Below are 21,647 nucleotides of genomic sequence, written 5' to 3'. Positions count from 1 at the left end.
CCACCGCATTCCCTCTCCCGACACACTGCGGGAGAGGGTCCGGTATTAAGAAAGGCGCATAGCCGCCTGGTTCAGGACATAGCCGTACAGCCGCTTGATGCCGTCAGAATCCGTCTCGCTATATACTCCCTGCAGCTCGGGTGAAAAACCGGGCAGCATGTTGACGCCCTCTTCCAGCGCCAGGAAATAGCGCAGCACCGCCCCGCCCCAGACTTCTCCCGGGACCACGCACAGCACGCCCGGCGGATACGGCAGCGCCCCTTCAGCGGCGACCCGGCCTTCGGCCTCGCTTAACCGCACCAGCTCAACGTTGCCGCGAATAAACTCGCGGTTGGCATCCTGGGGGTTCATCACCACGCGCGGGAAGCTGTGCTTACGAAACATCTCTTTTTGCAGATCCTTCACGTCAAAGCTGACATACAGGTCATGCATCTCCTGGCACAGCTCGCGGAGGGTGTAATCGCGATAGCGAACCGGATATTTGTTATAGATAGTCGGCAGTACGTCGGCCAGCGGCGTGTCGGCTTCGATATGCTGTTCAAACTGCGCCAGCATCGCCACCAGGCGGGCCATTTTTTCCGCACTCTCGGCCGGGGTGAGCAGGAACAGGATCGAATTCAGGTCGCATTTCTCCGGCACAATGCCGTTCTCACGCAGGTAGTGCGCCAGAATGGTCGCCGGGATACCAAACCCTGTATATTCGCCGCTTTCGGCATCAATGCCCGGGGTAGTCAGCAGCAATTTACACGGATCGACAAAGTACTGCTCGCTGGCATAACCGTCAAAACCGTGCCAGCGGGCGCCCGGTTCAAAGCTGAAGAAACGCCGCTCGCGGGCAATCGTCTCGGTAGGATAATCCTGCCACCGGCGACCCGCCACAACCGGCGGAATAAACGGCTGAATCATTTTGCAACTGGCGATAATCGCCTTGCGCGCTTCAATCCCCTGCACCACGCACTCCGCCCACAGCCGGCGGCCGCTCTCTCCTTCGTGGATTTTGGCGTTCACGTCCAGCGCCGCAAACAGCGGGTAAAACGGGCTGGTGGAAGCGTGTAGCATAAAGGCATTATTCAGCCGCTTATGCGGGCAGAATCGCGCCTGCCCGCGCAGGTGGTTATCTTTTTTGTGGATCTGCGACGTTTGCGAGAACCCCGCCTGCTGCTTATGCACCGACTGGGTAACAAAAATGCCCGGATCGTTTTCATTCAGATCCAGCAGCAGCGGCGAGCAGTCGGCCATCATCGGAATAAACTGTTCATAGCCGACCCACGCGGAATCAAACAGAATGTAGTCGCACAGGCCGCCAATTTTATCCACCACCTGACGGGCGTTGTAGACCGTCCCGTCGTAGGTGCCCAGCTGAATGACCGCCAGGCGGAACGGCCGTGGCGCATCGGCTTTTTCCGGCGCCACTTCCCGAATCAGATTACGCAGGTAGTGTTCATCAAAGCAGTGGTCATCGATACCGCCGATAAAGCCAAACGGATTTCGCGATGCTTCGAGATAGACCGGCGTGGCCCCCGCCTGAATCAGCGCGCCGTGGTGGTTGGATTTATGGTTGTTGCGGTCGAACAACACCAGGTCGCCGCGCGTCAGCAGCGCGTTGCTGACCACTTTATTCGCCGCCGAGGTGCCGTTGAGGACAAAATAGGTTTTGTCGGCATTGAAAACCTTCGCCGCGAACTTCTGCGCATGTTTCGCCGAGCCTTCGTGGATCAGCAGGTCCCCAAGCTTCACATCGGCATTGCACATATCGGCGCGGAAAACGTTCTCGCCAAAGAAGTCAAAAAACTGGCGGCCCGCCGGGTGTTTTTTAAAGAAAGCACCGTGCTGATGCCCCGGACAGGCAAAGGTGCTGTTGTCCATCTCGACGTACTGCGTCAGGGTATTGAAGAACGGCGGGAGCAGGTTCTCTTCATAGCTGCAGGCAGCGGCTTCCAGTTCGAGCCACTCCTGCTCCTTCCCGCCGATGATCGCCGTCACGCCGTCTGGCTTTGCCATGTCGCTATCGGTCAGCAGATAGACCGGCAGGTTAAAGCCGCTGCGTTTAAGCAGAGAGAGGATGCCGCTGCGGCTGTCCGCTGCGGTAATGACGACTGCCGCCACATCGGTAAAATCAGTACTGTCCAGCGCCACCACGCGACGGTGGGTAGAGAGATGAGAGACCAGCGCGTGGCTGGCGGCAATGTGCATTGATTTCATTAGCGCGAATACCCGTTTCCGGAGAGTAAAAGGCTTCAGGCAAGGCGCTGATGCCTTGCCCAACGAAATGTCAGGGTCCGACTGGATTCCAGCTCCGACCGCCAGACATCAGTAAAAGCAGACCGGGTCCGATCTTACTGTTGTCCTGCAGTGAGCATGCGCTGCCTTCACCGCATGGGGGGCAGGGAATCAGAATGCAGAGTAGCAAGATGAGGCGGCTTACGCATCTGCGCGCAGCGGCAATGCTGATGTACGGATGGGGTGATCATCGGCGGCCTCATCGTTGAAGAGAAGAAAATTCGCGCAATAATGTCACCTTTGACATAGCTGCGCAAGATGAAATCGGTATGCAAACAGGCGACGGATTTGCAGGCCTTTACCCTGCTTTCGGGTCATAATGATGCCGTTGTCAGGGATAATGAACAGGAGCACTGCTAATGGTGACAGGACCTTTTATTAATGCCGGCGCGGTCCTTTTAGGCGGCGTACTGGGCGCGCTGTTAAGCCAACGATTGCCGGAGCGGATTCGGACATCGATGACCTCTATTTTTGGTCTGGCCTCATTGGGGATTGGTATCCTGCTGGTCGTGAAATGCGTCAACCTGCCGGTGATGGTACTCTCCACGCTGGTCGGCACGCTGCTTGGCGAAGCCTGCAATATGGAAAAAGGCACCAATACTCTGGTCAGTAAGCTTCAGCAGTGGCTCACGCCAGCGGGCAAAAAAAAGGCGCAGTTGAATACGTCGTTTATTCAGAGCTATGTCGCCATTATTGTTCTGTTCTGCGCCAGCGGCACCGGGATTTTCGGCGCCATGCGTGAAGGGATGACCGGCGATGCCAGCATACTGATCGCCAAAGCCTTTCTCGACTTTTTCACCGCCACGATTTTCGCCTGCACGCTGGGATTTGCCGTTTCAGCTATCTGCGTACCGATGCTGCTGATCCAGCTCACGCTGGCGGCCTGCGCATCGCTGATCATGCCGCTCACCACGCCGATGATGATGGCCGACTTCAGCGCCGTCGGCGGCATGCTGCTGCTGGCGACCGGGCTGCGCATCTGCGGAATTAAGATGTTTGCGGTGGTTAACATGCTACCAGCCCTGCTTCTGGCGATGCCGATTTCAGCGGCCTGGACGCTTTTTTTCACCTGAAAACGGGTGCTTTTAATTCAAACTGGTGATAGATTGTGCAGTCTGCATCGATTTAAATAAATTTCGTTGACGAAGCGAGGCGAATCGGTTTTAATGCGCCCCGTTGCCCGGATAGCTCAGTCGGTAGAGCAGGGGATTGAAAATCCCCGTGTCCTTGGTTCGATTCCGAGTCCGGGCACCACTTATTTAAAGAAACCAGCCTGAGGGCTGGTTTTTTGCTTTCTGCAATACAGACTCTCCATCGAACTTCGTTCGATTATTCGCGGCACGCCGCTCACCCCTTCGGGGCCAGCGCGACAAGCGCGCTGTTCAACGCCTGCGGCGTGAGTCCGGGTCCGGGCACGTTCGTACCCGACCCAGTCCATGTTCAATCCGTCATCCGTTCCCGGATAAGATCATGATATGACTTTGCAAATAAAAATGGTTCGTCTCAAATCACTCAGTCGCCAGATACCATTTTGTATTTTGTCCAACCGATAAAAGAAAATCGATTGTGAAGATAATAGCGCCTGCGCAATGTGATCAGGAAGCGTATCAGATTGATTTTTATCCACGCCCTCCCTGTGCACTTCGGAGAAACCATTGCTCTTAGTTTCCTTAAATAAGAGTCTGACATTACGGTCAATAACGTAGCTCTTGCCGCCATAGACAACCTTACCATATTCAGCAACGTAGCTCCTGCGTCCAACGGAGGGAACAAGATGGGCAGTAATTTGGATATCACCATCTAAAGTCTGAACGCCTGATGAGCTCATTAAAATATCAACATTTCCGGAACAATTTAACTCTTCCACCGCCGATTCATTACGTATAATGACGAAAACGATCGTCAGTATCACAATGCTACTAATTATGAATAATATCGACATAGTTTTTACACGCATTTATTTTTCCATCTACTCCAATGCTGCATATAGAAGCAATAGTTTCAGGTATTCCACCCTTCTTGCCCCTGCTGGTTTCATCATAATACACAACGGCAGGCTGGTTACACTGGGACAATAATTCTTTCCCTCTGGTGCTGGAGAAATACTTCTTCACATTACTTTTAATGCCATTAAAGAAATAAATATTACATTTTCCAACATGACCGAAAAGTTTGTACTCCTGGTTTTTTTCTTTATAAAATAATAAAACAGAGAAAAGTATAAATAAAACAAAGAGCGCTGAAAAAATGATCTGCCCGTGATTTTTCAGTAAGCTCTTTGGTTTAGTCTTTACACCACTGCCGACAACCGCTTCGCTCTCCATATTATTGATGAGAAAATCAGCGGTGATATTCTCTAACAACAGATCATCGACATGAAACTCAAACCCTTTTTTCGGCACTGTTTCAATCGTATTATCTATCCCGACATCACGGAGTCCGCGCCGCAGGCTACTGATGCTATTATTTAGGCTGCTTTCTGATGAAACCAACCCAAAATCTTCCCAAACTTTTTCCAGCAAAATTTCTCGACTGACCTGTTGATGATTATGTTCAAGAAATACGATTAATAACCGACATGCTGGATTAGAAAGAATGACTTCCACACCACCATTACCGGTTAATTTTCGTTCAGCAACAAGAAACTGTACCGTGCCATTAATTATATATTTCATCTACCTCATCACCAAGCATTCCAATTGACTTTAAGACTATTACCCGAAAACCTTTGGCTATCTACTATATTAATTTATAGTACCTGTACCTGACGGCCAAATAAAGACACAATTTCACTGTGTCTTTTTAATAAAAGAAGACTCCATATATACTTTAAGATTCTCACAACTCATTGGTTTAGCGTGTAAAAAACCTTGCTGATGAAAAACACCCCGGGCATAGAAGTATTCACTTTGGCTTTTTACCTCTACACCTTCAACTACCACCTCGACGTTCAATGAACGCGCAAGCGTAAGTATGCCCTCGATCACCTTGTTGCCTTTCACTGAAAGATAGTTTTCAGCAAAGCATTTATCTAACTTTAGCCCGTCGATATCAAGCAGCAGTAGATAATTAAGATTAGAATGCCGAATTCCAAAATCATCAAGGAAAATTTTGACGTTAGCAAGCTTCAGTCTTTGTAGAGTTGATATCGCTGCCTTATTTAAGGCCTGAGTTTCAGTTAATTCCACAACAAATACATATCTTCCCGTTGGAAATCTGGATATAAACGATAAATATGTATTAATAAACCCAGGAGTTTGTAAAGTAGCCACGCTAAAATTCATCGTCAGATGTATTCCATGAGGTAGCAACGCACACAACTTTGTTATATCTTTCGCCACGCACTGCATAAGGAACTCAGAAAGTTTTTGTTCCAGCCCATACTTTTCCAGATGAGAGAAAAAAATGGCTGGCGAATAGACCACTCCGTTCTTTCCCTGCCAGCGCGCCAGTACTTCCAGACCATAAACGGTGCCCGAATCTACATTAATAACAGGTTGATAATAAGGAAATATTTCATCATGACTCATCGCCCTGCAAAATTTACGTCTATAAAACTCTAAATCGGACATCAAACGCGTCTCAAACATGAGATCATGCTCATTCAAGGTCAATGAGCATGATCATTTCGGTGATGATTATCGTGACAAAACCAAAGGACCCTTTAGTTCAGTTCCATGACGATAATCGCGGAGCCAGAAAAAGTACCTGGCTGAAGGATTCCGCTACTTCGAAGAACAGACTTGATGTTGAGCGTGCGGGTATAGTCAACGTCATAACTGACGCCCGTCGATGGAATCAGCGCATCATCCACATACAAATCACTATAAAAACCACCATTATCAGAGAGTTGTATCTTCGAATCGGGATACATATACAGCTTCATCTCAGCGACTTTTGAGCAGGTGATATTGATTGCCTCAGAAACAGCATGACCATTCACTTCAGCGGATGGCAGCACTCCGTGGTCCAGATTAATCACATCATTATCGAAGTTGCAGGTTGAACTGGGCGTAGGTGCCACGCCACATACTGAACTGGGCAACAGCGGATGACCATTAAACTGGTTGTCAGACGAAGAAGTTCCGGTCCCAAAATTACTCCCTGCAGCATAAAAAATCCCGACGCACTCATCGGGAATAGTTTTATCTGATGAGTGGTTTATAGTTCCGGTTATTGGCAGGTTGAGCGTAGGTTTCATTAATGTGCCTAACTCCCCAATGGTTTTCGCCGTTAATAAAAAGGCATAATATCCAGTTCCGCCCGTACCATAATAATTCTTAACCGAGTAACTCGACGTGCCATCTTCATTATGACGATGCGAAATAAATAACGTGCACGCGTTCAGGCCATAGCAGGGATTTGGCGTATCATCATCATCATCCCAGGCGTCAATTCGGTATGCATACGCATAGTTATTATATATTGGACCGGAAGTATCGACCACCGAATCAATCCAGCTCCAGATTGCCGCCATAATATTTGCAGAAAAGAGCATCAGCGTACTGGCTATTAAAACCTTTGATAACATAAGTTCATTCCCATCATCGATACTATCATTTTATTATTACGAGAGAATTAAACTCTCCCAACGTCATTTAAGCTTAATTATTTTTACCAAAGCAGCCTGAAAACAGAGATTATTAACCCAGAAGTTATTACGTGGCACGCAGTCATACACGATGAATTGTACGACTGATGCCACTTTCATCATCGCCAGAAAATTATGCTAAATGTGTCCCCCGTCATTTATACACAATCGTGTTTTACGCGGTTTCATGGCGACGTTTTATCGTTGATTACTCCACAGTGATCAGCATCACCGTTGAGCCAGAAAACTCCCCGGCGTCAATGTTGCCGTTGGTATGTAGAATTGATTTCACCGTCACATTCTCCTGCTCAGCCACATCCAGCGTGAAACCCGCCGAGCCCAAAATGTTGTCGTTCATATAGAGTTCTGAGTACAGGCTTCCATCATCACGTAATGGCACATGGTCAGAAGAGTAAATGTACAGTTTGAGCGTTTGCGAAGTCGTACAGCTGATGCTGACGTTTTCACTGACTTCATGCCCTTCCAGCTCCTGGCGAGTTAAGGTGCCGTGATCCAGCGTGAGCACATCCTGATCAAAATCGCATGAACCGCTTGGCGCCGGCGCAGATCCGCAGATGCTACCGGGCATAATGGGATGTCCTTCAAAAGCCGTTTGGTTCACCGCTGAATTATTACTTCCGAGGTTTTTCCCGGCGGCGTAGAACAGGCCAACGCACTCTTCTGTGGCGACGGTGTTCGCTTTATGGTTGGTGGTGCTGGAAAAGGGGAGCGAGAAAATCGCTTTGAACTGTTTTGCTAAATCACCGACCGTTTCAGACTCAATGATAAAAGGATAGGCCCCCGCTCCCCATGAGCGGACGATCCCGCTACCTGAGGTACCCGCCGCGTTGTGTCTGTGGCCAATGAAGATAGTGCAGGCCGAAAGCGAATAGCACGGGTTGGGCGTTGAATCATCTTCATCCCAGTCGGCAATGGTGAAGTTGTAGTCGTAGCAATAGGTCTGCGTCGCTGAGCAGGCGCTCAGAGTATCAATCCAACTCCAGATGGATGCGGAAACGGTCGGACTGAAGGCCATTCCCGCCAGTAAAATCAGGGCATATAACAATCGAATCATAAGAGCTTTCCCTTACTGATACTGAATTTTCAGGGTAGCGGATGCGCTAAACACGCCGGTTTCCACTTCAGTCGCCTCGCTTTTAACCGGTGCTGCCTGCAACACCGGCACTTCCGGCCAGGTAAAAGGCATCCAGGTATTGAGTGGCATCGATTCACCATTCATATACAGCTTGATCCCCAGCCCTTCACGATCGGTGGCCAGGTAATCCTCGCTAAAAGAAGTTGCTATCCCCTCAAACTCCATCTCCAGATCGTTCGAGGTCAGATCCTCACACGTCAGCGAGTATTCAATCGCTTTCATAAAGTTCTCGCCGTCAATCAGACGTGGCTGCAGGTTATTACCAAAATCCACGTGGATGGTTTCGCCGTTATTGATTTCACAAACCCCTTCCACCACCACGCCGGTTACGTTCACCGTTAAAGAAGACCATGATGCAGGAGCCAGGGTCAGCGCTATCAGGACTGTCAGCAGTCGATACCGTGGATTAGTCATAATTTAGCCTGAAATGGATCAGCGCCTGCCACGCGCCTGCCACCAGCGGGGCGGCGGTGCGTTCCGGTGCAATATAGTAAAAAAGCGTATTGCCGCCCGGGTCGAGCAGCAGCGGGTGACCCTCACTGTTCAGACGCACGTTGCGATGCTGGCGGTCGCTCAGCCGGAGCGCTAATCCATGGGTCCCGGATACGCTAACCAGCTCGGGAGCAAGCCGTTCCCCCTGCGCCACAAAGCTCACGGTGATCGAGGGCATATCACGGCTCCAGAGCAAATCTCCGCTCCAGGCATCGCGGACTGAGGACGGTGCTGGCAGACAATCTTCCAGCCGAATCGCCACTCGCACCGGCGTGCCCCGGTCGCCGGGCCGCTTGAGCATCCCTGTCGCCGTGTTTCCCATGTCGACCTCCTGCCAGGCCGACTCCATGGCCAGACGACAGGCGCTTTCCGTTAACGTTCCGTGAACGTGCAGTAGACCATCGCTGCCATCCACCGGGTCGTCCGCGGCATTAAGCGGTCCGGCTGCCAGCATCAGGGCGAGCCAGCCTCCTTTTTTTAAGCAAACCATCTTCATATTGCTCTCCCGACGTTTACTTTTTCTTTTCCTGCGGGACGGCCTTGCACTGACTGCCGCCGCAGCTGAAGACCAGCTTCGCGCGCCCGCCAAAGTCGTTGACATAGGTCAGTACCGGCACGCTACCCAACGCCGAAGCGGTCGGCACGAGCGTCAGTTGCCCTTTCGGCTCCACCATAATGGGCTTGAACCCGGCAGCCGCTTTGCCGGCGAGCGTTGAGGAGGCGTTGACCAGCGAGATATAATACGGTGTCGGGTTATTAACCCGATACTTGTCGCCCTCACGTGTCAGAGTCAGCTGTTCCTGAAATGGCGTAGCGTAATCCGCGCGTTTCACCTCGATAGCCGGCGGACGATAGAAGAGCTTGATGCGGGTCTGTAACGCCAGCTGCAGGGTATTGGGTTTGCTGCTTTTGGGCGGGATCTCGCGCAGGTTGAAATAGAACAGCGACTCCCGATCCTGCGGCAAACGCTGAATCGAGGCGGTAGATTGCACTTTGATCTGGCTTTGTTCCCCCGGCTCGATTCGTTGTACTGGCGGCAGCAGCACCAATGGGTCCGTTATCTTTTTCCCCTGCGGATCTTCCACCCATCCTTGGGCCAGATACGGCAGCGTCTTGTTCTCGTTAGTGAGACGCAAGCTGACCGACTTTGCCGCGCCGTCAAAAATGACCCTGGTTCTGTCCAGCGATACGGCAGCGCTCGCTTGCTGCACCATACAGGAGATCATCAGTGGTATGCCCACCAGGGCGGAAAAACGTATCATCATCTCGGTTAACTCTTGTTAGTCAGGCCGGCTGATTCCGGCGCACAGGTTAAAAGCAGGTTTTCCAACACTTCAGGTAACGCAGCGGGCAGATGCACCACGCAGCGCGCTTTACCATCCCATTTCACGGTCATTTTGCCGTTTGGCTGAATCCCGCTCAGCCAGACGCTTCCTTCGTCATTGACTACGCCGGTTTCCTGATTTTTCTCGTTCATGACGGAGGCACCAAACGGAGGGAAGCTGCCGTCAGCTTTGCGGATAAAGGCCATCGCTTTCCCCCCGGAAATAACGTCGAACTGACGGTAGCCGATGGCGCCCTCAGTAAGCGTGGCCTGGGAGACGGAACGCGTGATGTCAGCGTTGTCATCCAGCTTGTCCACATCGATACGAATGGGGTTACGGTAGTAGCTGTTGACATCGGCAATCACCGCCTTCCCGAAGGCGTTGGTTTTCTCCGAGGCACCAAACCCCTTCACCGGTACGCCGCTGACGCCGGCGGTATCCACCAGCACGCGACTACCGCCGCGGGCGTTGGAACGGTGAGCCGCTCCGCCTTTCGGAGTCATCGTCAGGCCTCCGGTGACGTTCATACCCAGCGCGCTATAGCTACCGGAGTGATAGCTGGCATTAGCCTGTACCTGTGCGCTATCACCCAGCCATGTGTAATAGCCGTATGCAGTCGGACCGCTGCGCGAGATGCCGCTGCTGACCTGGAAGCTATTGTGTTCGTCCACGCGCCCGTAATAACTCACCCGGTGAGTGTTATCACTGCGGTTGACGGTCGCGCCATAGCTAAGCGAGGTGCCGTTACCGATTGGCAGCGACAACGACACATAGGCGCCGTCGTCCTTAAAGGAGTAGTACTCGCTGCGGTAAACGGAGAGCGACATGCTCATGTTCTTAAACGGCCCGATGTCGAGATAGCGGGACAGGGACAGGCTCAATCGGTCGTTATCGGCGCTGTTCCAGTAGGTCTGGTGGCTATAGTTGATATAGGTACTCAGCCCGAGATCGCGAAACCGTTTATTGAACGACACCGTGTATTTCTCTTTCGGACTATGCGAGGTGCCGTTACCGTAGCGCGCGTCGAGATATTCCGACATGCTCATAAAGTCGCGTTCGGAGAAGCGATAGCCGGCGAAGGTCACCTGACTGTCGTACTCATCGAAAGTTTTCGAGTAGCTCACCCGGTATGACGTACCGGATAAGGTGCCTTCTGCAGGCAACGCGGCGCGCGACTGGGTGATGTCAAACGCCAGCGCGCCAAGCAGATAGAGGTCTCGTCCGCTTCCTATCGACAGCGCGTTATAGTCACCGCCGAAAACCATCCCGCCATACAGCGTCCAGCCGTTAGCCACCCCCCAGGAGAGCTCACCGGAGCTGAAAATCGGCCCGGTCATGCGGTGCTCCCACTCGGAGGGTTTTCCGGCCGCCAGTTTGTAGCGCAGCGCGCCGGGACGCGTCAGATAAGGTACAGAGGCGGTAGTGACCTGGAAGACCTGTACGCTACCGTCCAGCTCTTCTACCCGTACGTCCAGGGTACCGGATACGGCATCATTGAGCTCCTGAATGCGGAACGGCCCCGCCGCTACCTGAGTTTCATACAGCACACGTCCCTGCTGGCTGATTGTCACCTTGCCGCCGGAACGGGAGATCCCCGTCACTTCCGGCGCGTAGCCACGCAAGCTCGGCGGCAACATGCTGAGATCGGCGTTGAGGCTCACGCCGCTAAACCGGAAGGTGTCGAAAATATCGGAACTGAGATAATCCTCGCCCACCGTCAGCCTGGCCTTCAGGGAAGGAATCGCGCGATAGAGGTAGTAACGGCTAAAGGAAAAATCCTTGTCCGTGTAACTCCCCCGTTTGTTCCAGTTGGCCTGCCAGTCCGCACGAGCGCGCCACGCTCCCAGGTTAGCCCCCAAAACGCCCGTCCCGCTGAAACTCTGGCTGTCCACTCCGTTCTGGGAATGCTGAGTCTGCATATTGAGGTTGTAATCCGCGACCATCCCCGCAATACCGTCATCCCAGCGTGAAGGCGGATCCCAGTTCGGCGCGGTGAACTCCAGCCATGCCTGAGGGATAGACAGATAGAGCGTGTCTTTCGCCAGATCGACGCGCATCTCCAGCCCTTCGAGGCTGGTTTTATCCAGACACTCCCCGGCACGTAACCAGCGCAGATCGTCGATGACGCTGGTCTTCAGGTTAAAGCGAGAAATCTGCTCCGGCGTCAGACAAATCAGGCTGTCCTGCCCGTTTTCACCGTCGGGGTAGACTACGATCTGCTCTTCACGGAGGATGTCCTTGTTCACCATAATGCTAAAGGTGTATTCACCGGGCATGACGTAGCCCCGACGCGAGAAATGGCTGAGATCGATGTTGCTCTTATCCTGGGTATCCAGTACGTCGGTATTAAACTGAATCTCATCGTCAGCCCATGTTCTGGTAGCTGATAGCATCAGCCCCAGAATCAGCACGCTGAGCGGTGAACGTCGGAACAGCCGTGTTGTCTTTTTCATCTCAGTAGTAATCCATTCTGAAGCGAATCAGAGACTGGTAATCCCCGGCTTTAAGCGGCTGACCATTGCTGACGAGCTGCAGTGAATAATTCAAATTCATGCTTCCTGCCGTCACCTCCCTGGCAGGAAAGGCCACCCCGGGTTGGGCCATGTTGCCGTCCGTATCACGGATAGCCAGTTCAATACCCTGAGCCTCACCGCGAATGGCGAATCGCGCTGTGCCAGTCATAGGCTCAAACGTTATCTGGTAGTACTCGGAGTCATATTTGCTGTTCCCTGGTGCCGGCAGCATCAGACAATTAATTAAGCGAATGGTGAATGTGCGGGTCGGGCCATAGCCTTTGGTTGCAATATCCGAGACGGGGGTATCACCCATTTCAATCGTTTGATCGCGGCTATCCAGATCAATGGCGCAAGGGGTATAAAGCACTTCGCCTCTGATAAAGACGGCGCCCTCCCCCTGAGGTGCGGCAATTAATGGCAGGCAATAACCGGACAGGAGAAAAGGGAATGTTTTCACTATTTTTATTGTTATTGAAAAGATAAAACGCATAGCAAACCCTTTTCACTTATTCAGTCGGCATCGAATATCAGACGGCCTGTTACGGCCGTCTGAACGGATTAACGAAATAATGTCAGGGTTTATTCGTACGCCAGGGTCCAGTTGGTTACGCCGGTGAAATCACCTTCGGTTGGCGCAGCGCCACCGATGATGTAAGCAGAGTAAGCGAGCGTGTTATCGCCGTTAGTGATGGTCTGGCCAGCGGTCGCTTCACCTAAAGTAATGGTGTTGCTTGAGCCATCGGTCATCACGATACCGACATCAGTTGCAGAACCGGTCACACCCAGTACCGCGCCGTCAACGCTGGAATCTGCGCCGCTGAAGGTTGTGGTTACGGTGTTAGCCGTATCAACAGAGCAGTTTTCCAGGTGGATATAGAACGGAACCGGAGTAGACGTCCCGCCGTTAGCAACAGCTGAGCTGGAAACCTGACCCAGGCTGATGGTCTGGTCTTCGTCACCTGCCGCGATTGAGCAAGGCGCATCAATCACCGAACCGGTGAATGTCACTACACCACTCCCCTGGTCGGCCTGCGCACCAAAAGTAGCCAGACCCGACGCCAGTACCAGAGCAGAAAAAACGTTATTCAGTTTCATAAAACAATCCTTTTAATTGAACGAAAGACTTAATTGCTATTAATAAATCGCCAGAAACCTCTCACTTTATTCACATTCAATTGTCAGAAAACACTCCCTGTCAGTATTTCAGACATACGGCTCCCTGCCCGCAAAATATACATGCAAATAAATACCCGAAAGATTCGAACAAACCAAAAACCACTGACCCCGATTTACTAATAAGACACTACATCTAAAATCACATCACCAGTCGAGAATCTGACCCAGGGTTAAAATACAAACCCAGGCTCTCACTTCGCTGACGATTGAAATTATCGTTCAATCATCTGAAATTGGAAGCCTAAAAAAACAGCACATTTAAAATGAAATACCATCTCTAAAAATATCAACTTTATTAGAACTAAAAACCATCAATTACACTTGGTTAGATTTATATACTTTAAAATTTATATTTTTAAGGTTTTTATACTAACAATCAATATTATTAGCACCGCCTCAACATAAAAAACCTCCTGTTCAGACACTAAACACGCTCTATTACGGTATCAGTTCGCTTCTTTTTTCAGCATCAGATGATGGGCTCATCGGTAAAACAAACAGGGACAGGCCAGCCATATTCAGAAACAGTGGCGAGCACAGGAATAAATGGGTTAACGACAGGTTTCTCTCCGTTTATCAATGATGCTGCCCGGTTGTTATCGTCTGACAGAACATCAAGTCGGGATCAGGTCAGAGAAAACAATATCGACACGGCGATACCTGAAATATGCGGAGAAGACAATGAAAGGGCAGAGAGGGTTGACAAACAACAAATACCTGATAATTCGTGCTGACATAACATAGCGGGTGATATGCAGTGACGGTGAATTTCGCAATCGGTTTAAATACCCGGAGCAGTCTAACACCGACGTCTGGTTATTTTAAAATTGGCGCATAAAGATGCCCTGCGCCAGACTGACGCAGGCCTTTTTGTTCTTATTTTTTCTTAAGTCGCTTCTTAAGTAGATTCAGATCGTACAAAAAACAGCCACACTGGTCAGTCAGTCCAAGCCTTCAGGTCCGCACATCGCAAATGCCCGTCAGGACAATATAAAACAAATTAAATCAATAAATTGATTTCATACTCTTTTCAATGCCGCCCGGTGAAAACCGTCATAAGGGTCGATGTCAGCGGGCGTCCGGTATCAGAAACCAGACTTTCGGACTGCCGCAGACTAACTTTGCTCCAACCCAACACCGTTCAACGTCACACGTTCCGCAGCACAGTATCATTGTCGTGACAGCTAAAAAGTGAGACGGACGCGTTCCATAGAACACATTGATAGATCAAGACTCATTCATAATTAAAATAAATTAAGATTAATTCAGATTACCTTACTTTCCCTGCGGGTATAGTGACAGTTAAACGAAATCATAAAGCCACGACGAAGGTGATATCAGCCATACCGATACAACGGCACCTCATGATGATCAGTTAAGGAACAACATGGCGAATAAACTTGAATTAAAAAGCAATTATAACATTGCCTTAATAGGAGGTGACCGCTTTGCCCGTTGTGGCATCGTCACATTATTACAAGGTATTACTCCTGATATTCGGATAGAAACGTCCGATAGTGATTATTCGCTACTTGATAACCTCTTAACAACGACCTCGATAGATATTCTCTTTGTCTCCGGCGCTGAAAAATATCATGCCGGATTTGATTGCCTGAGCTACATCAAAAAAATCAAGGCGAATTATCCGGAGGTATTTGTCTGTATGTATTCTACCCCGGCGAACTCTTTGCTGTGGGTACATGGTGAAATTGACGCCTATATCTCGCTACAGGATCCGATTTATCACTGGCGAGCCAACTTATTAAAAATGGTGGATAGCCGCTATCGACCGAAAACCAAACCCGTGGCGTTATCACTGACACCAGGCGAATGGCGAGTATTAAAAAAAATTCGCAATGGCCTGGATATACGTTACATCGCCGAACTCGAGAAGCTTTCATATCGCCGTGTCAGCGCCTTAAAAAACTCAGCGATAAGAAAACTAGGTCTCAGAAATAAGACGGACCTGCTGGTCTTTTTAACCAGCTAACCCCGTCATTTCAGATACCGTCCCTTAATAGCAAACTATGGAATCAAGATAATGAAGACTCGTGTAAATAATAAAATGTTGCTGACATTAGGCGTTGCAGCTTTGCTGCCATTCGGCTCAGCGCTGGCAGCAGGCACCAGCGGGGGCACCGTCAACTTCAACGGCAGCGTCGTCACTTCTGCCTGCGCCATCAGCGCCAACAGTGCCAATATTGACGTCAATCTGGGGGAAGTCCGTACCGCTACGCTCGCCGCTGCCGGTAGCGAAGCCAGCACGGCAAAAGCCTTCTCCATCGTTCTTGAGGATTGCGAAATCGCCGATACCTCCGCCTCAACGGAAGAGAACCCTATCCCGGCCACCACCGTTGCAGTGACCTTTACCGGCACGCCGGACAACGCCGATGCCGATAGCCTGGCCGTCGGTTCTAACGGCAGCAGCGCATCCGCGCAAAATGTCGCCATTCGTCTGTATGACGAACAGGGGAACGTCGTGAGACTGGGTGAAGCCGCAGCGCCTGTCGTCTTGCGTAGTGGCTCAAACACCCTGAACTTCAGCGCGAAATACTATTCGCCGCAGGGTAATGCCACTGCGGGCGATGCCAGCGCCGTTGCGACCTATACCGTGACCTATTCGTAATCTTCTGGCCTGGTCAGAAGGCCAGGCCAGACTCACTATCAGGAGAGGCACTATGCGCTCATTAACATGGATTTGTCTGGCCGCCGCGCTGTGTTCATCGGCAGCGCATGCAGGCGGAGTGGGGTTGGGCGCAACGCGAATGGTTTACTCAGGCGCCACCACACAGTCGATGCTGCAAATCAGGAATACCCACCCCGATTCGTCCTTCCTTATCCAGTCGTGGATCGAGAATGAACAAGGGAGCCGCTCGAATGATTTTATCATCACGCCTCCGCTGTATGTTTTAAAGCCCGCGTCCGAAAGCGCGGTGAAAATGATGTTCAACGGCAAATCGCTGCCGCAGGACCGGGAAACGCTGTACTGGATGACGGTCAAAGCGATTCCGCAGCAGAGTCACAATACGTCCGGCAACTCTCTGCAATTTGCTTCGGCAAACCGTATAAAAGTCTTTTACCGCCCGGCAGGCCTCATCGGCGATGTTAACGAGGCGTGGAAAAAAATAACCGCCCACTATCGCGCCGGAAAAGTCACGCTCAATAACACAACGCCGTATTACCTCACCACCATCAATTTAAAAATCGACGGCAAGCCTGTTCAACCGGTAATGGTGCCGCCAAAGGCAAGCGTAACCCTGGCGGAGTCGTTCGCTCGGGCAAGTACAGCAAGCTACCAGACCATCAATGATTATGGAGCCTGGACGCCCATCAACAGCGTGTCGCTAACTCAAAAATAAAGGTATGACCGTGTGAAAGCAAAAACCGTTTGCGCCATGGCCATGGTCCATGCCGTGGTCATACAGCATGTCGCCGCCGCAGAGAGCGATTTGCAGTTTAATCCTGCTTTCCTCAGCGGTGAGAACGAGAACATCGCCGATCTCTCATGGGTTAATGCGCGAAATGCGTTACCGCCCGGCGAGTACAATATTAATGTTTATATTAATAACAATTACGCTTTCACCGGCAACGTGAAGTTCAGCATCGACCGGAGCAAGGGGCAAGACGAAGCCCTGCCCTGCATCACGCCAGCGCAAATAGCTGCGCTGGGTATCGATAGCCGTCAGGCCAAAGACGAAGCGCTGCCGCTGGCCCGGCCATGCTATTTTTTAGACGCGCTCTTCCCGGGCGCCCGCTTTGATTTCGACCAGAAAACGCTCGCCCTCAGTTTCAGCCTGCCGCAGAGCGTTATGCGTAATCTGCCAAGGGGCTATGTCAGCCAGGAAAGCTGGGAGTACGGTATCCACGCCGCGTGGATGAACTATATCGTCAACGGTTCCAGGAGTGAGTTTCGCGGCGACACGCGGATCCGCGATCGCCAGCTCTTCGCCAGCCTGAACAGCGGCGTGAACCTCGGGGCGTGGCGGCTGCGCGATTACACCACGTGGACTAAACAGAGCAATAAGCTTACCCACGTGCAAACCTGGCTCCAACGGGATATCCCCGCTCTGAGCGCTCAGGCCTACGTCGGAGAGACCTACACTTCCGCACAACTTTTTGATGCCGTAGGTCTGCGCGGCGTAACGCTGAAAACAGATGACAATATGCTGCCCGCCAGCCTGAGTGGGTACGCGCCGGAAGTTCGCGGTATCGCACGGAGTAATGCCACCGTAACCGTACGGCAGAACGGTAACATTATTTATCAGACAAACGTCCCCGCCGGGGCCTTCATCCTGAAAGATCTCTACCCCACTTCATCGGGCGGCGATTTATCCGTGACCATTCAGGAGAGCGACGGCAGCAAAACCCAGTACACCGTTCCGTTTGCCAGCGTACCGAACCTGGTACGTTCCGGACAGCTGAAGTATGCCTTCAATGCCGGGAAGTTTCGTCCCGTCGGCAATCAGGACTCCCCGTCGTTCGCCCAAAGCGAACTCTTTTACGGCTGGCAGCACGGCCTCACTTTTTACGGCGGCGCGCAGCTGTCTGCAAACTATCGCGGGCTGGCGCTCGGCGTAGGGCAAAATCTCGGGCGCTTTGGCGCCTACTCGCTGGATGTCACTCACGCGAACAGCAGGCTGGCGAACGAGCGTCGCTACAGCGGAGATTCCCTGCGCCTGCGATACGGCAAACGGCTCAACGACTTTGGCACGCGCTTTAATTTCTATTCGCTGCGCTATTCTACTCAGGGGTTCTATACCCTCAGCGATACGGCCTACAAAGGGATGAAGGGCGGCGTAGCAAAACAGGTGGTCGAGGCTGACGGTAGCGTCACTACCCGTTATGAGAATCTTTATAACCTGCATCTGTTGCGCAAAGCGAAAAACCAGCTGCTGCTGTCGCAGCCGATGGGCGGATTCGGCTCGCTCTCGCTGTCATGGGATCAGCAAACCTACTGGCATACCCCTGACAAGACGCAAAGCATACAGTTGGCGTGGAATGCAATGTTCCGTCATGTCGCCGTTGGCGTCAGTTTTCAACGCAGCGGCAACCTGTTCGCTAACCAGAATGAAAATATCTTCGCCCTGTCGCTCTCCGTCCCTTTTGGCACGCCACAGCTGGCGACCCGCGCACGCTTCACCACCACGCATGCCGGCTCAACGGGAGCGAGCAATAGCGCTGGCCTCAGCGGCTACCTGCCCGGTATGGAGAATGTGTTCTATAGCGTCAATCAGCGTTACAGCGCGCAGCAACAGTACGGCGCCGATACCGCCTTACAGTACGCAGGTCCATGGGGAGACTACAACATAGGCTATAGCTACTCCCGCGACTCGCGCAACCTGAGCTACGGCATGAGCGGCGGCGCGGTTCTTCATGAAGATGGTCTGACGCTGAGCCAGCCGCTGGGAAACACCAATATTCTGATCAAAGCGCCGGGGGCCGGCAACGTGTCGGTGCTCAACCATAAAGGCATCAAAACCGATAGCCGAGGCTATGCGGTGATCCCCTATGCCACGCCGTATCGCGTCAATCAGGTGGCGCTGGATGTCACTACCGCCGGAAATGACGTTGAGCTGGAGAACGCCATCGTCAGCAAAACGCCGACCGATGGCGCGTTGGTGCGGGCCACTATGGTCACGCGCCAGGGGGCTAAAGCCCTGTTCGTCATTCGTCGCCACCATGAGGTGCTACCGTTTGGCGCCGTGGTATCGCTTGCCGATGAGCAAACCAGCAGTATCGTTGGCGATGCCGGCAGCCTGTATCTGCCGGGCTTGCCTCTTGAAGGCACGCTGCACGCCGTCTGGGGACAGGAAAGCGGCAAAAGCTGCAGCGTTAAATATCGTCTGCGTCAGCAGGACTATAACCCCCGCACCGGCCTCTATTCACAGGAGGTGATATGCCAGTAACAACCCGCCTGCCCGCTATCGCGCTGTTTGTTGTCCTGACTGTCCCCGCTTACGGCTATGACGTTCTGGTCTCGGTGAGCGGTCATTTAATCGGCAATACCTGCATCGTCTCCGCGGATTCCAAAGAACAGAGCGTTCCGCTGGGCACCATCGGTATTAAGCAGTTTCGCGAAGCGGGTGCGGTGAGCAATATCAAAAGCGCCTTCACATTAAAACTAGAAGAGTGCGGCCCCACCTTTACCGGAGCGAAGATCCGCTTTAGCGGCACGCCGGACGAACTCAACCCGCAGCTGATTAAGGTCGCAGACGGCGGCGCAACCGGAGTCGCGGTACAAATCCTCGATAAAGACGGCATTCAGGTGCCGCTGGAAAGCCAAACCACGGCCTACGGTGTCTCGGGAGATGAAAGCGTACAGATGACCTTTTATGCGCGACTGGTGGCCACGGGGGCCGCCGTCAATACCGGAGAAGTGTCAGCCTTCGCCACCTGGACTACGGAGTATCAATGATGCGTTTTTTACTGCTTATCGGCTGGCTGTGCGCCAGTACACACGTTTTTGCCCTGAACTGGAAATCCGATATTACGCTCTCTCCGCAGCCGATGACCTATACCGGCCCTGCCGATTCCGTCGTCCCTGGCAACATCATCGGCTCGACGTGGATCGCCACGGTCAGCGTGCAACAGGTGTTCTGGTGCGGATATATTTTTACCTGTAGCAAAGGCACGCTCGAACCGAGCAGCAGCGCGGTTCTCGCCGGACTCTCGGTCAATGTTGATGGCGCAAACTACACCGTTTTTGCAACCGGGGTTCCCGGAATCGGCTATATTCTTGGCCTGAAAGATTTCAACGGCTCGACCTACATACCGTTACAGAACGGGGTGACCCAAAGTTATCCCGCCGAGGGCACCAGCGGCATGGCGTTTGATTTAGGCTGGTCGGCGAAGCTGACCTACATCAAAACCGATAGTGCGCTGAAAACGGGCGTCTACGCCATCCCGACCATTAATGCCGCCATCCTGACGGCGTATAACAACGAAACCAAAACCGCTCAGGTGATCATTGACCCGACCACCGTGACGGTGACGGCCAGCGGCTGTACGGTCGGCACAGACAGCGCCAGTGTCGAACTGGGTACCCTTGATGTACGTACGCTACCCGACGTGGGCGATACCTCGCCGTCAGGCGCATTTAACGTCAGCCTCACCTGCGACGAACAGGTGGCGCTCTATGCGGTAATGACGGATCAGACGACGCCATCAAACACCTCCTCCACCGTGACCCTGACCGGCGACTCCACCGCCTCCGGGGTGGGGGTTCAGTTCTTTTACAACGGCAGCGGTCCGCTGATGATGGGGCCAGACAGCTCAGCGTCGGGCACCACCAATCAGTTCTTTATCGAGACCACCACGGCAGTGCAGGCGCTCTCTTTGCCCTTTCAGGCGCGCTACGTTCGTACCGGTCCTCTGGTACCAGGCTCCGCCAATGCCCTGGCGAGTATTACCTTTTCCTACCAGTGAGCGGTCCGCCCACTCTGCGTGGTGAGTAAAACGATAAGCGTGAACGCAAAGGTCCGGGACATCGCCCGGGCCCGTTTTTGCTCACCTCAGCGCACCTGACAACCGGCACGCTCCCTGCCCTACGCTACCAGCGGTAATAGATATGCTCCGCATGCTCACGGGCCGCCGCCTCATCGCCCTGCAGACGCGCCGCCACCGTCAGGGAAAAATCAAACACCTTCCCGAGCCCCCGGCCGCTAATCAGATTGCCGTCCTCCACCACATCCGCGTCAACATAGACGCCGTCGGTCACCTGCCGCCAGAGCTCGCCGGAACAGACATAGCGGCGGCCTTTCAGCAGGCCGTTGCCCCCCAGCACGCGCGCCGCGGCGGAACAAATCGGGCAGAGATATTTGCCCAGTTCATCGTGGCGGCGCACAAAGGCGATAACCTGCTCGTTTTGGGCCAGAGAGACACTCCCTTCTGGCCCGCCCGGCAGGATCACCGCGTCAAAAGTCTGGTCTGTGCTTTCCGCCAGCGTACTGTCCGCTATCATCGGAATAGCGTGGTAGCTGACGACCTCTCGCGTCTGCGCGCAGGCGATCGTCTGTACGTGGATATTCAAGCGCCGTAAAACATCGATTGCGACAATCGCTTCCCCTTCTTCGAAGCCCGGGGCCAACAAAACGGCTACCGTTTTCATGTTC

General features: G+C 52.6%; 20 protein-coding genes and 1 tRNA gene. 8 read left to right on the top strand and 13 right to left on the bottom strand.

All coding sequences use genetic code 11. The features are described from left to right. Positions 1-45 precede the first annotated feature (45 nt). Positions 46-2,202, bottom strand: a complete 2,157-nt coding sequence (locus tag Q1L34_RS03740; RefSeq protein ID WP_044346282.1) for an ornithine decarboxylase — start codon at positions 2,200-2,202, stop codon at positions 46-48. A 437-nt stretch (positions 2,203-2,639) separates the two neighbouring features. On the opposite strand from Q1L34_RS03740, the gene Q1L34_RS03735 reads away from it, so the two are divergent. Together Q1L34_RS03735 and Q1L34_RS03730 are read left to right on the top strand one after the other, a co-directional pair. Then, a complete protein-coding gene (locus Q1L34_RS03735) occupies positions 2,640-3,353 on the top strand; it encodes a DUF554 domain-containing protein (protein WP_103072914.1) in 714 nt (237 codons plus the stop codon). A gap of 105 nt (positions 3,354-3,458) precedes the next feature. Continuing rightward, positions 3,459-3,534: transfer RNA gene (locus tag Q1L34_RS03730), tRNA-Phe, on the top strand. A 214-nt stretch (positions 3,535-3,748) separates the two neighbouring features. On the opposite strand, the gene Q1L34_RS03725 is transcribed toward Q1L34_RS03730, so the two are convergent. The 11 genes from Q1L34_RS03725 to Q1L34_RS03675 all read right to left on the bottom strand — a co-directional run bounded on the left by Q1L34_RS03725 (position 3,749) and on the right by Q1L34_RS03675 (position 13,455). After that, the gene (locus Q1L34_RS03725) at positions 3,749-4,147 is read right to left on the bottom strand and encodes a FidL-like protein (RefSeq protein WP_227499891.1); all 399 of its coding nucleotides are present in this window, start codon (positions 4,145-4,147) and stop codon (positions 3,749-3,751) included. A 52-nt stretch (positions 4,148-4,199) separates the two neighbouring features. Beyond that, positions 4,200-4,955, bottom strand: a complete 756-nt coding sequence (locus Q1L34_RS03720) for a winged helix-turn-helix domain-containing protein (protein ID WP_325958526.1) — start codon at positions 4,953-4,955, stop codon at positions 4,200-4,202. Positions 4,956-5,069: 114 nt separating this feature from the next. Beyond that, on the bottom strand, positions 5,070-5,870 hold the full coding sequence (locus Q1L34_RS03715) for an EAL domain-containing protein (protein WP_015585734.1): 801 nt from the start codon (positions 5,868-5,870) through the stop codon (positions 5,070-5,072). 74 nt (positions 5,871-5,944) lie between these two features. After that, positions 5,945-6,811 (bottom strand): MrpH family fimbial adhesin, encoded by an 867-nt coding sequence (locus Q1L34_RS03710; RefSeq protein ID WP_327204360.1) that lies wholly within the window; start codon positions 6,809-6,811, stop codon positions 5,945-5,947. 268 nt (positions 6,812-7,079) lie between these two features. Further along, complete coding sequence (locus Q1L34_RS03705; RefSeq protein WP_015585732.1) at positions 7,080-7,946, bottom strand: MrpH family fimbial adhesin; 867 nt, start codon at positions 7,944-7,946, stop codon at positions 7,080-7,082. 12 nt (positions 7,947-7,958) lie between these two features. Beyond that, positions 7,959-8,441 (bottom strand): fimbrial protein, encoded by a 483-nt coding sequence (locus tag Q1L34_RS03700; protein ID WP_015585731.1) that lies wholly within the window; start codon positions 8,439-8,441, stop codon positions 7,959-7,961. Continuing rightward, positions 8,434-9,015: a fimbrial protein gene (locus Q1L34_RS03695; RefSeq protein WP_015585730.1), complete on the bottom strand. Its 582-nt coding sequence runs from the start codon at positions 9,013-9,015 to the stop codon at positions 8,434-8,436. The genes Q1L34_RS03700 and Q1L34_RS03695 overlap by 8 nt, the downstream gene beginning before the upstream one ends. A 16-nt stretch (positions 9,016-9,031) precedes the next feature. Further along, positions 9,032-9,784 carry a fimbria/pilus periplasmic chaperone gene (locus Q1L34_RS03690; RefSeq protein ID WP_015585729.1) on the bottom strand — a complete coding sequence of 251 codons (753 nt, stop codon included), beginning with the start codon at positions 9,782-9,784 and terminating at the stop codon, positions 9,032-9,034. A 5-nt stretch (positions 9,785-9,789) separates the two neighbouring features. Further along, positions 9,790-12,297, bottom strand: a complete 2,508-nt coding sequence (locus Q1L34_RS03685) for an outer membrane usher protein (RefSeq protein WP_327204359.1) — start codon at positions 12,295-12,297, stop codon at positions 9,790-9,792. A gap of 1 nt (position 12,298) precedes the next feature. After that, the gene (locus tag Q1L34_RS03680; protein ID WP_015585727.1) at positions 12,299-12,850 is read right to left on the bottom strand and encodes a fimbrial protein; all 552 of its coding nucleotides are present in this window, start codon (positions 12,848-12,850) and stop codon (positions 12,299-12,301) included. Positions 12,851-12,939: 89 nt separating this feature from the next. Then, positions 12,940-13,455, bottom strand: a complete 516-nt coding sequence (locus Q1L34_RS03675) for a fimbrial protein (RefSeq protein WP_015585726.1) — start codon at positions 13,453-13,455, stop codon at positions 12,940-12,942. A gap of 1,468 nt (positions 13,456-14,923) precedes the next feature. On the opposite strand from Q1L34_RS03675, the gene Q1L34_RS03670 reads away from it, so the two are divergent. Genes Q1L34_RS03670 through Q1L34_RS03645 form a run of 6 tightly spaced genes read left to right on the top strand, consistent with a single transcriptional unit; the run spans position 14,924 to position 20,961 of the window. After that, complete coding sequence (locus Q1L34_RS03670; protein ID WP_004867594.1) at positions 14,924-15,526, top strand: helix-turn-helix domain-containing protein; 603 nt, start codon at positions 14,924-14,926, stop codon at positions 15,524-15,526. Between the two features lie 51 nt (positions 15,527-15,577). After that, entirely contained in the window at positions 15,578-16,162 is a 585-nt protein-coding gene (locus tag Q1L34_RS03665) for a fimbrial protein (RefSeq protein ID WP_004867599.1), read from the top strand. A gap of 52 nt (positions 16,163-16,214) precedes the next feature. Beyond that, positions 16,215-16,895: a fimbrial biogenesis chaperone gene (locus tag Q1L34_RS03660; protein WP_015585725.1), complete on the top strand. Its 681-nt coding sequence runs from the start codon at positions 16,215-16,217 to the stop codon at positions 16,893-16,895. A gap of 12 nt (positions 16,896-16,907) precedes the next feature. Then, positions 16,908-19,442 (top strand): fimbria/pilus outer membrane usher protein, encoded by a 2,535-nt coding sequence (locus Q1L34_RS03655; RefSeq protein ID WP_099144023.1) that lies wholly within the window; start codon positions 16,908-16,910, stop codon positions 19,440-19,442. Further along, the gene (locus Q1L34_RS03650) at positions 19,433-19,951 is read left to right on the top strand and encodes a fimbrial protein (protein WP_004867604.1); all 519 of its coding nucleotides are present in this window, start codon (positions 19,433-19,435) and stop codon (positions 19,949-19,951) included. Before Q1L34_RS03655 ends, Q1L34_RS03650 begins: the two co-directional genes overlap by 10 nt. Then, entirely contained in the window at positions 19,951-20,961 is a 1,011-nt protein-coding gene (locus Q1L34_RS03645; RefSeq protein WP_015585723.1) for a fimbrial protein, read from the top strand. The genes Q1L34_RS03650 and Q1L34_RS03645 overlap by 1 nt, the downstream gene beginning before the upstream one ends. Before the next feature lie 124 nt (positions 20,962-21,085). On the opposite strand, the gene Q1L34_RS03640 is transcribed toward Q1L34_RS03645, so the two are convergent. Next, on the bottom strand, positions 21,086-21,643 hold the full coding sequence (locus tag Q1L34_RS03640; protein WP_015585722.1) for a DJ-1/PfpI family protein: 558 nt from the start codon (positions 21,641-21,643) through the stop codon (positions 21,086-21,088). Positions 21,644-21,647: the final 4 nt, after the last annotated feature.

It is taken from the genome of Klebsiella ornithinolytica (assembly GCF_030505655.1).
Taxonomy (GTDB): domain Bacteria; phylum Pseudomonadota; class Gammaproteobacteria; order Enterobacterales; family Enterobacteriaceae; genus Klebsiella; species Klebsiella ornithinolytica.
Note: the sequence above shows the minus strand (reverse complement) of the source record. Positions and strands in the feature narration are given on the sequence as shown.

Excerpts from the sequence above, each read along its gene's own strand:
- Q1L34_RS03740 (WP_044346282.1), bottom strand. The coding sequence starts at position 2,202 with ATGAAATCAATGCACATTGCCGCCAGCCACGCGCTGGTCTCTCATCTC.
- Q1L34_RS03735 (WP_103072914.1), top strand. The coding sequence starts at position 2,640 with ATGGTGACAGGACCTTTTATTAATGCCGGCGCGGTCCTTTTAGGCGGC.
- Q1L34_RS03720 (WP_325958526.1), bottom strand. The coding sequence starts at position 4,955 with ATGAAATATATAATTAATGGCACGGTACAGTTTCTTGTTGCTGAACGA.
- Q1L34_RS03715 (WP_015585734.1), bottom strand. The coding sequence starts at position 5,870 with ATGTTTGAGACGCGTTTGATGTCCGATTTAGAGTTTTATAGACGTAAA.
- Q1L34_RS03710 (WP_327204360.1), bottom strand. The coding sequence starts at position 6,811 with ATGTTATCAAAGGTTTTAATAGCCAGTACGCTGATGCTCTTTTCTGCA.
- Q1L34_RS03705 (WP_015585732.1), bottom strand. The coding sequence starts at position 7,946 with ATGATTCGATTGTTATATGCCCTGATTTTACTGGCGGGAATGGCCTTC.
- Q1L34_RS03700 (WP_015585731.1), bottom strand. The coding sequence starts at position 8,441 with ATGACTAATCCACGGTATCGACTGCTGACAGTCCTGATAGCGCTGACC.
- Q1L34_RS03695 (WP_015585730.1), bottom strand. The coding sequence starts at position 9,015 with ATGAAGATGGTTTGCTTAAAAAAAGGAGGCTGGCTCGCCCTGATGCTG.
- Q1L34_RS03690 (WP_015585729.1), bottom strand. The coding sequence starts at position 9,784 with ATGATGATACGTTTTTCCGCCCTGGTGGGCATACCACTGATGATCTCC.
- Q1L34_RS03685 (WP_327204359.1), bottom strand. The coding sequence starts at position 12,297 with ATGAAAAAGACAACACGGCTGTTCCGACGTTCACCGCTCAGCGTGCTG.
- Q1L34_RS03680 (WP_015585727.1), bottom strand. The coding sequence starts at position 12,850 with ATGCGTTTTATCTTTTCAATAACAATAAAAATAGTGAAAACATTCCCT.
- Q1L34_RS03675 (WP_015585726.1), bottom strand. The coding sequence starts at position 13,455 with ATGAAACTGAATAACGTTTTTTCTGCTCTGGTACTGGCGTCGGGTCTG.
- Q1L34_RS03670 (WP_004867594.1), top strand. The coding sequence starts at position 14,924 with ATGGCGAATAAACTTGAATTAAAAAGCAATTATAACATTGCCTTAATA.
- Q1L34_RS03665 (WP_004867599.1), top strand. The coding sequence starts at position 15,578 with ATGAAGACTCGTGTAAATAATAAAATGTTGCTGACATTAGGCGTTGCA.
- Q1L34_RS03660 (WP_015585725.1), top strand. The coding sequence starts at position 16,215 with ATGCGCTCATTAACATGGATTTGTCTGGCCGCCGCGCTGTGTTCATCG.
- Q1L34_RS03650 (WP_004867604.1), top strand. The coding sequence starts at position 19,433 with ATGCCAGTAACAACCCGCCTGCCCGCTATCGCGCTGTTTGTTGTCCTG.
- Q1L34_RS03645 (WP_015585723.1), top strand. The coding sequence starts at position 19,951 with ATGCGTTTTTTACTGCTTATCGGCTGGCTGTGCGCCAGTACACACGTT.
- Q1L34_RS03640 (WP_015585722.1), bottom strand. The coding sequence starts at position 21,643 with ATGAAAACGGTAGCCGTTTTGTTGGCCCCGGGCTTCGAAGAAGGGGAA.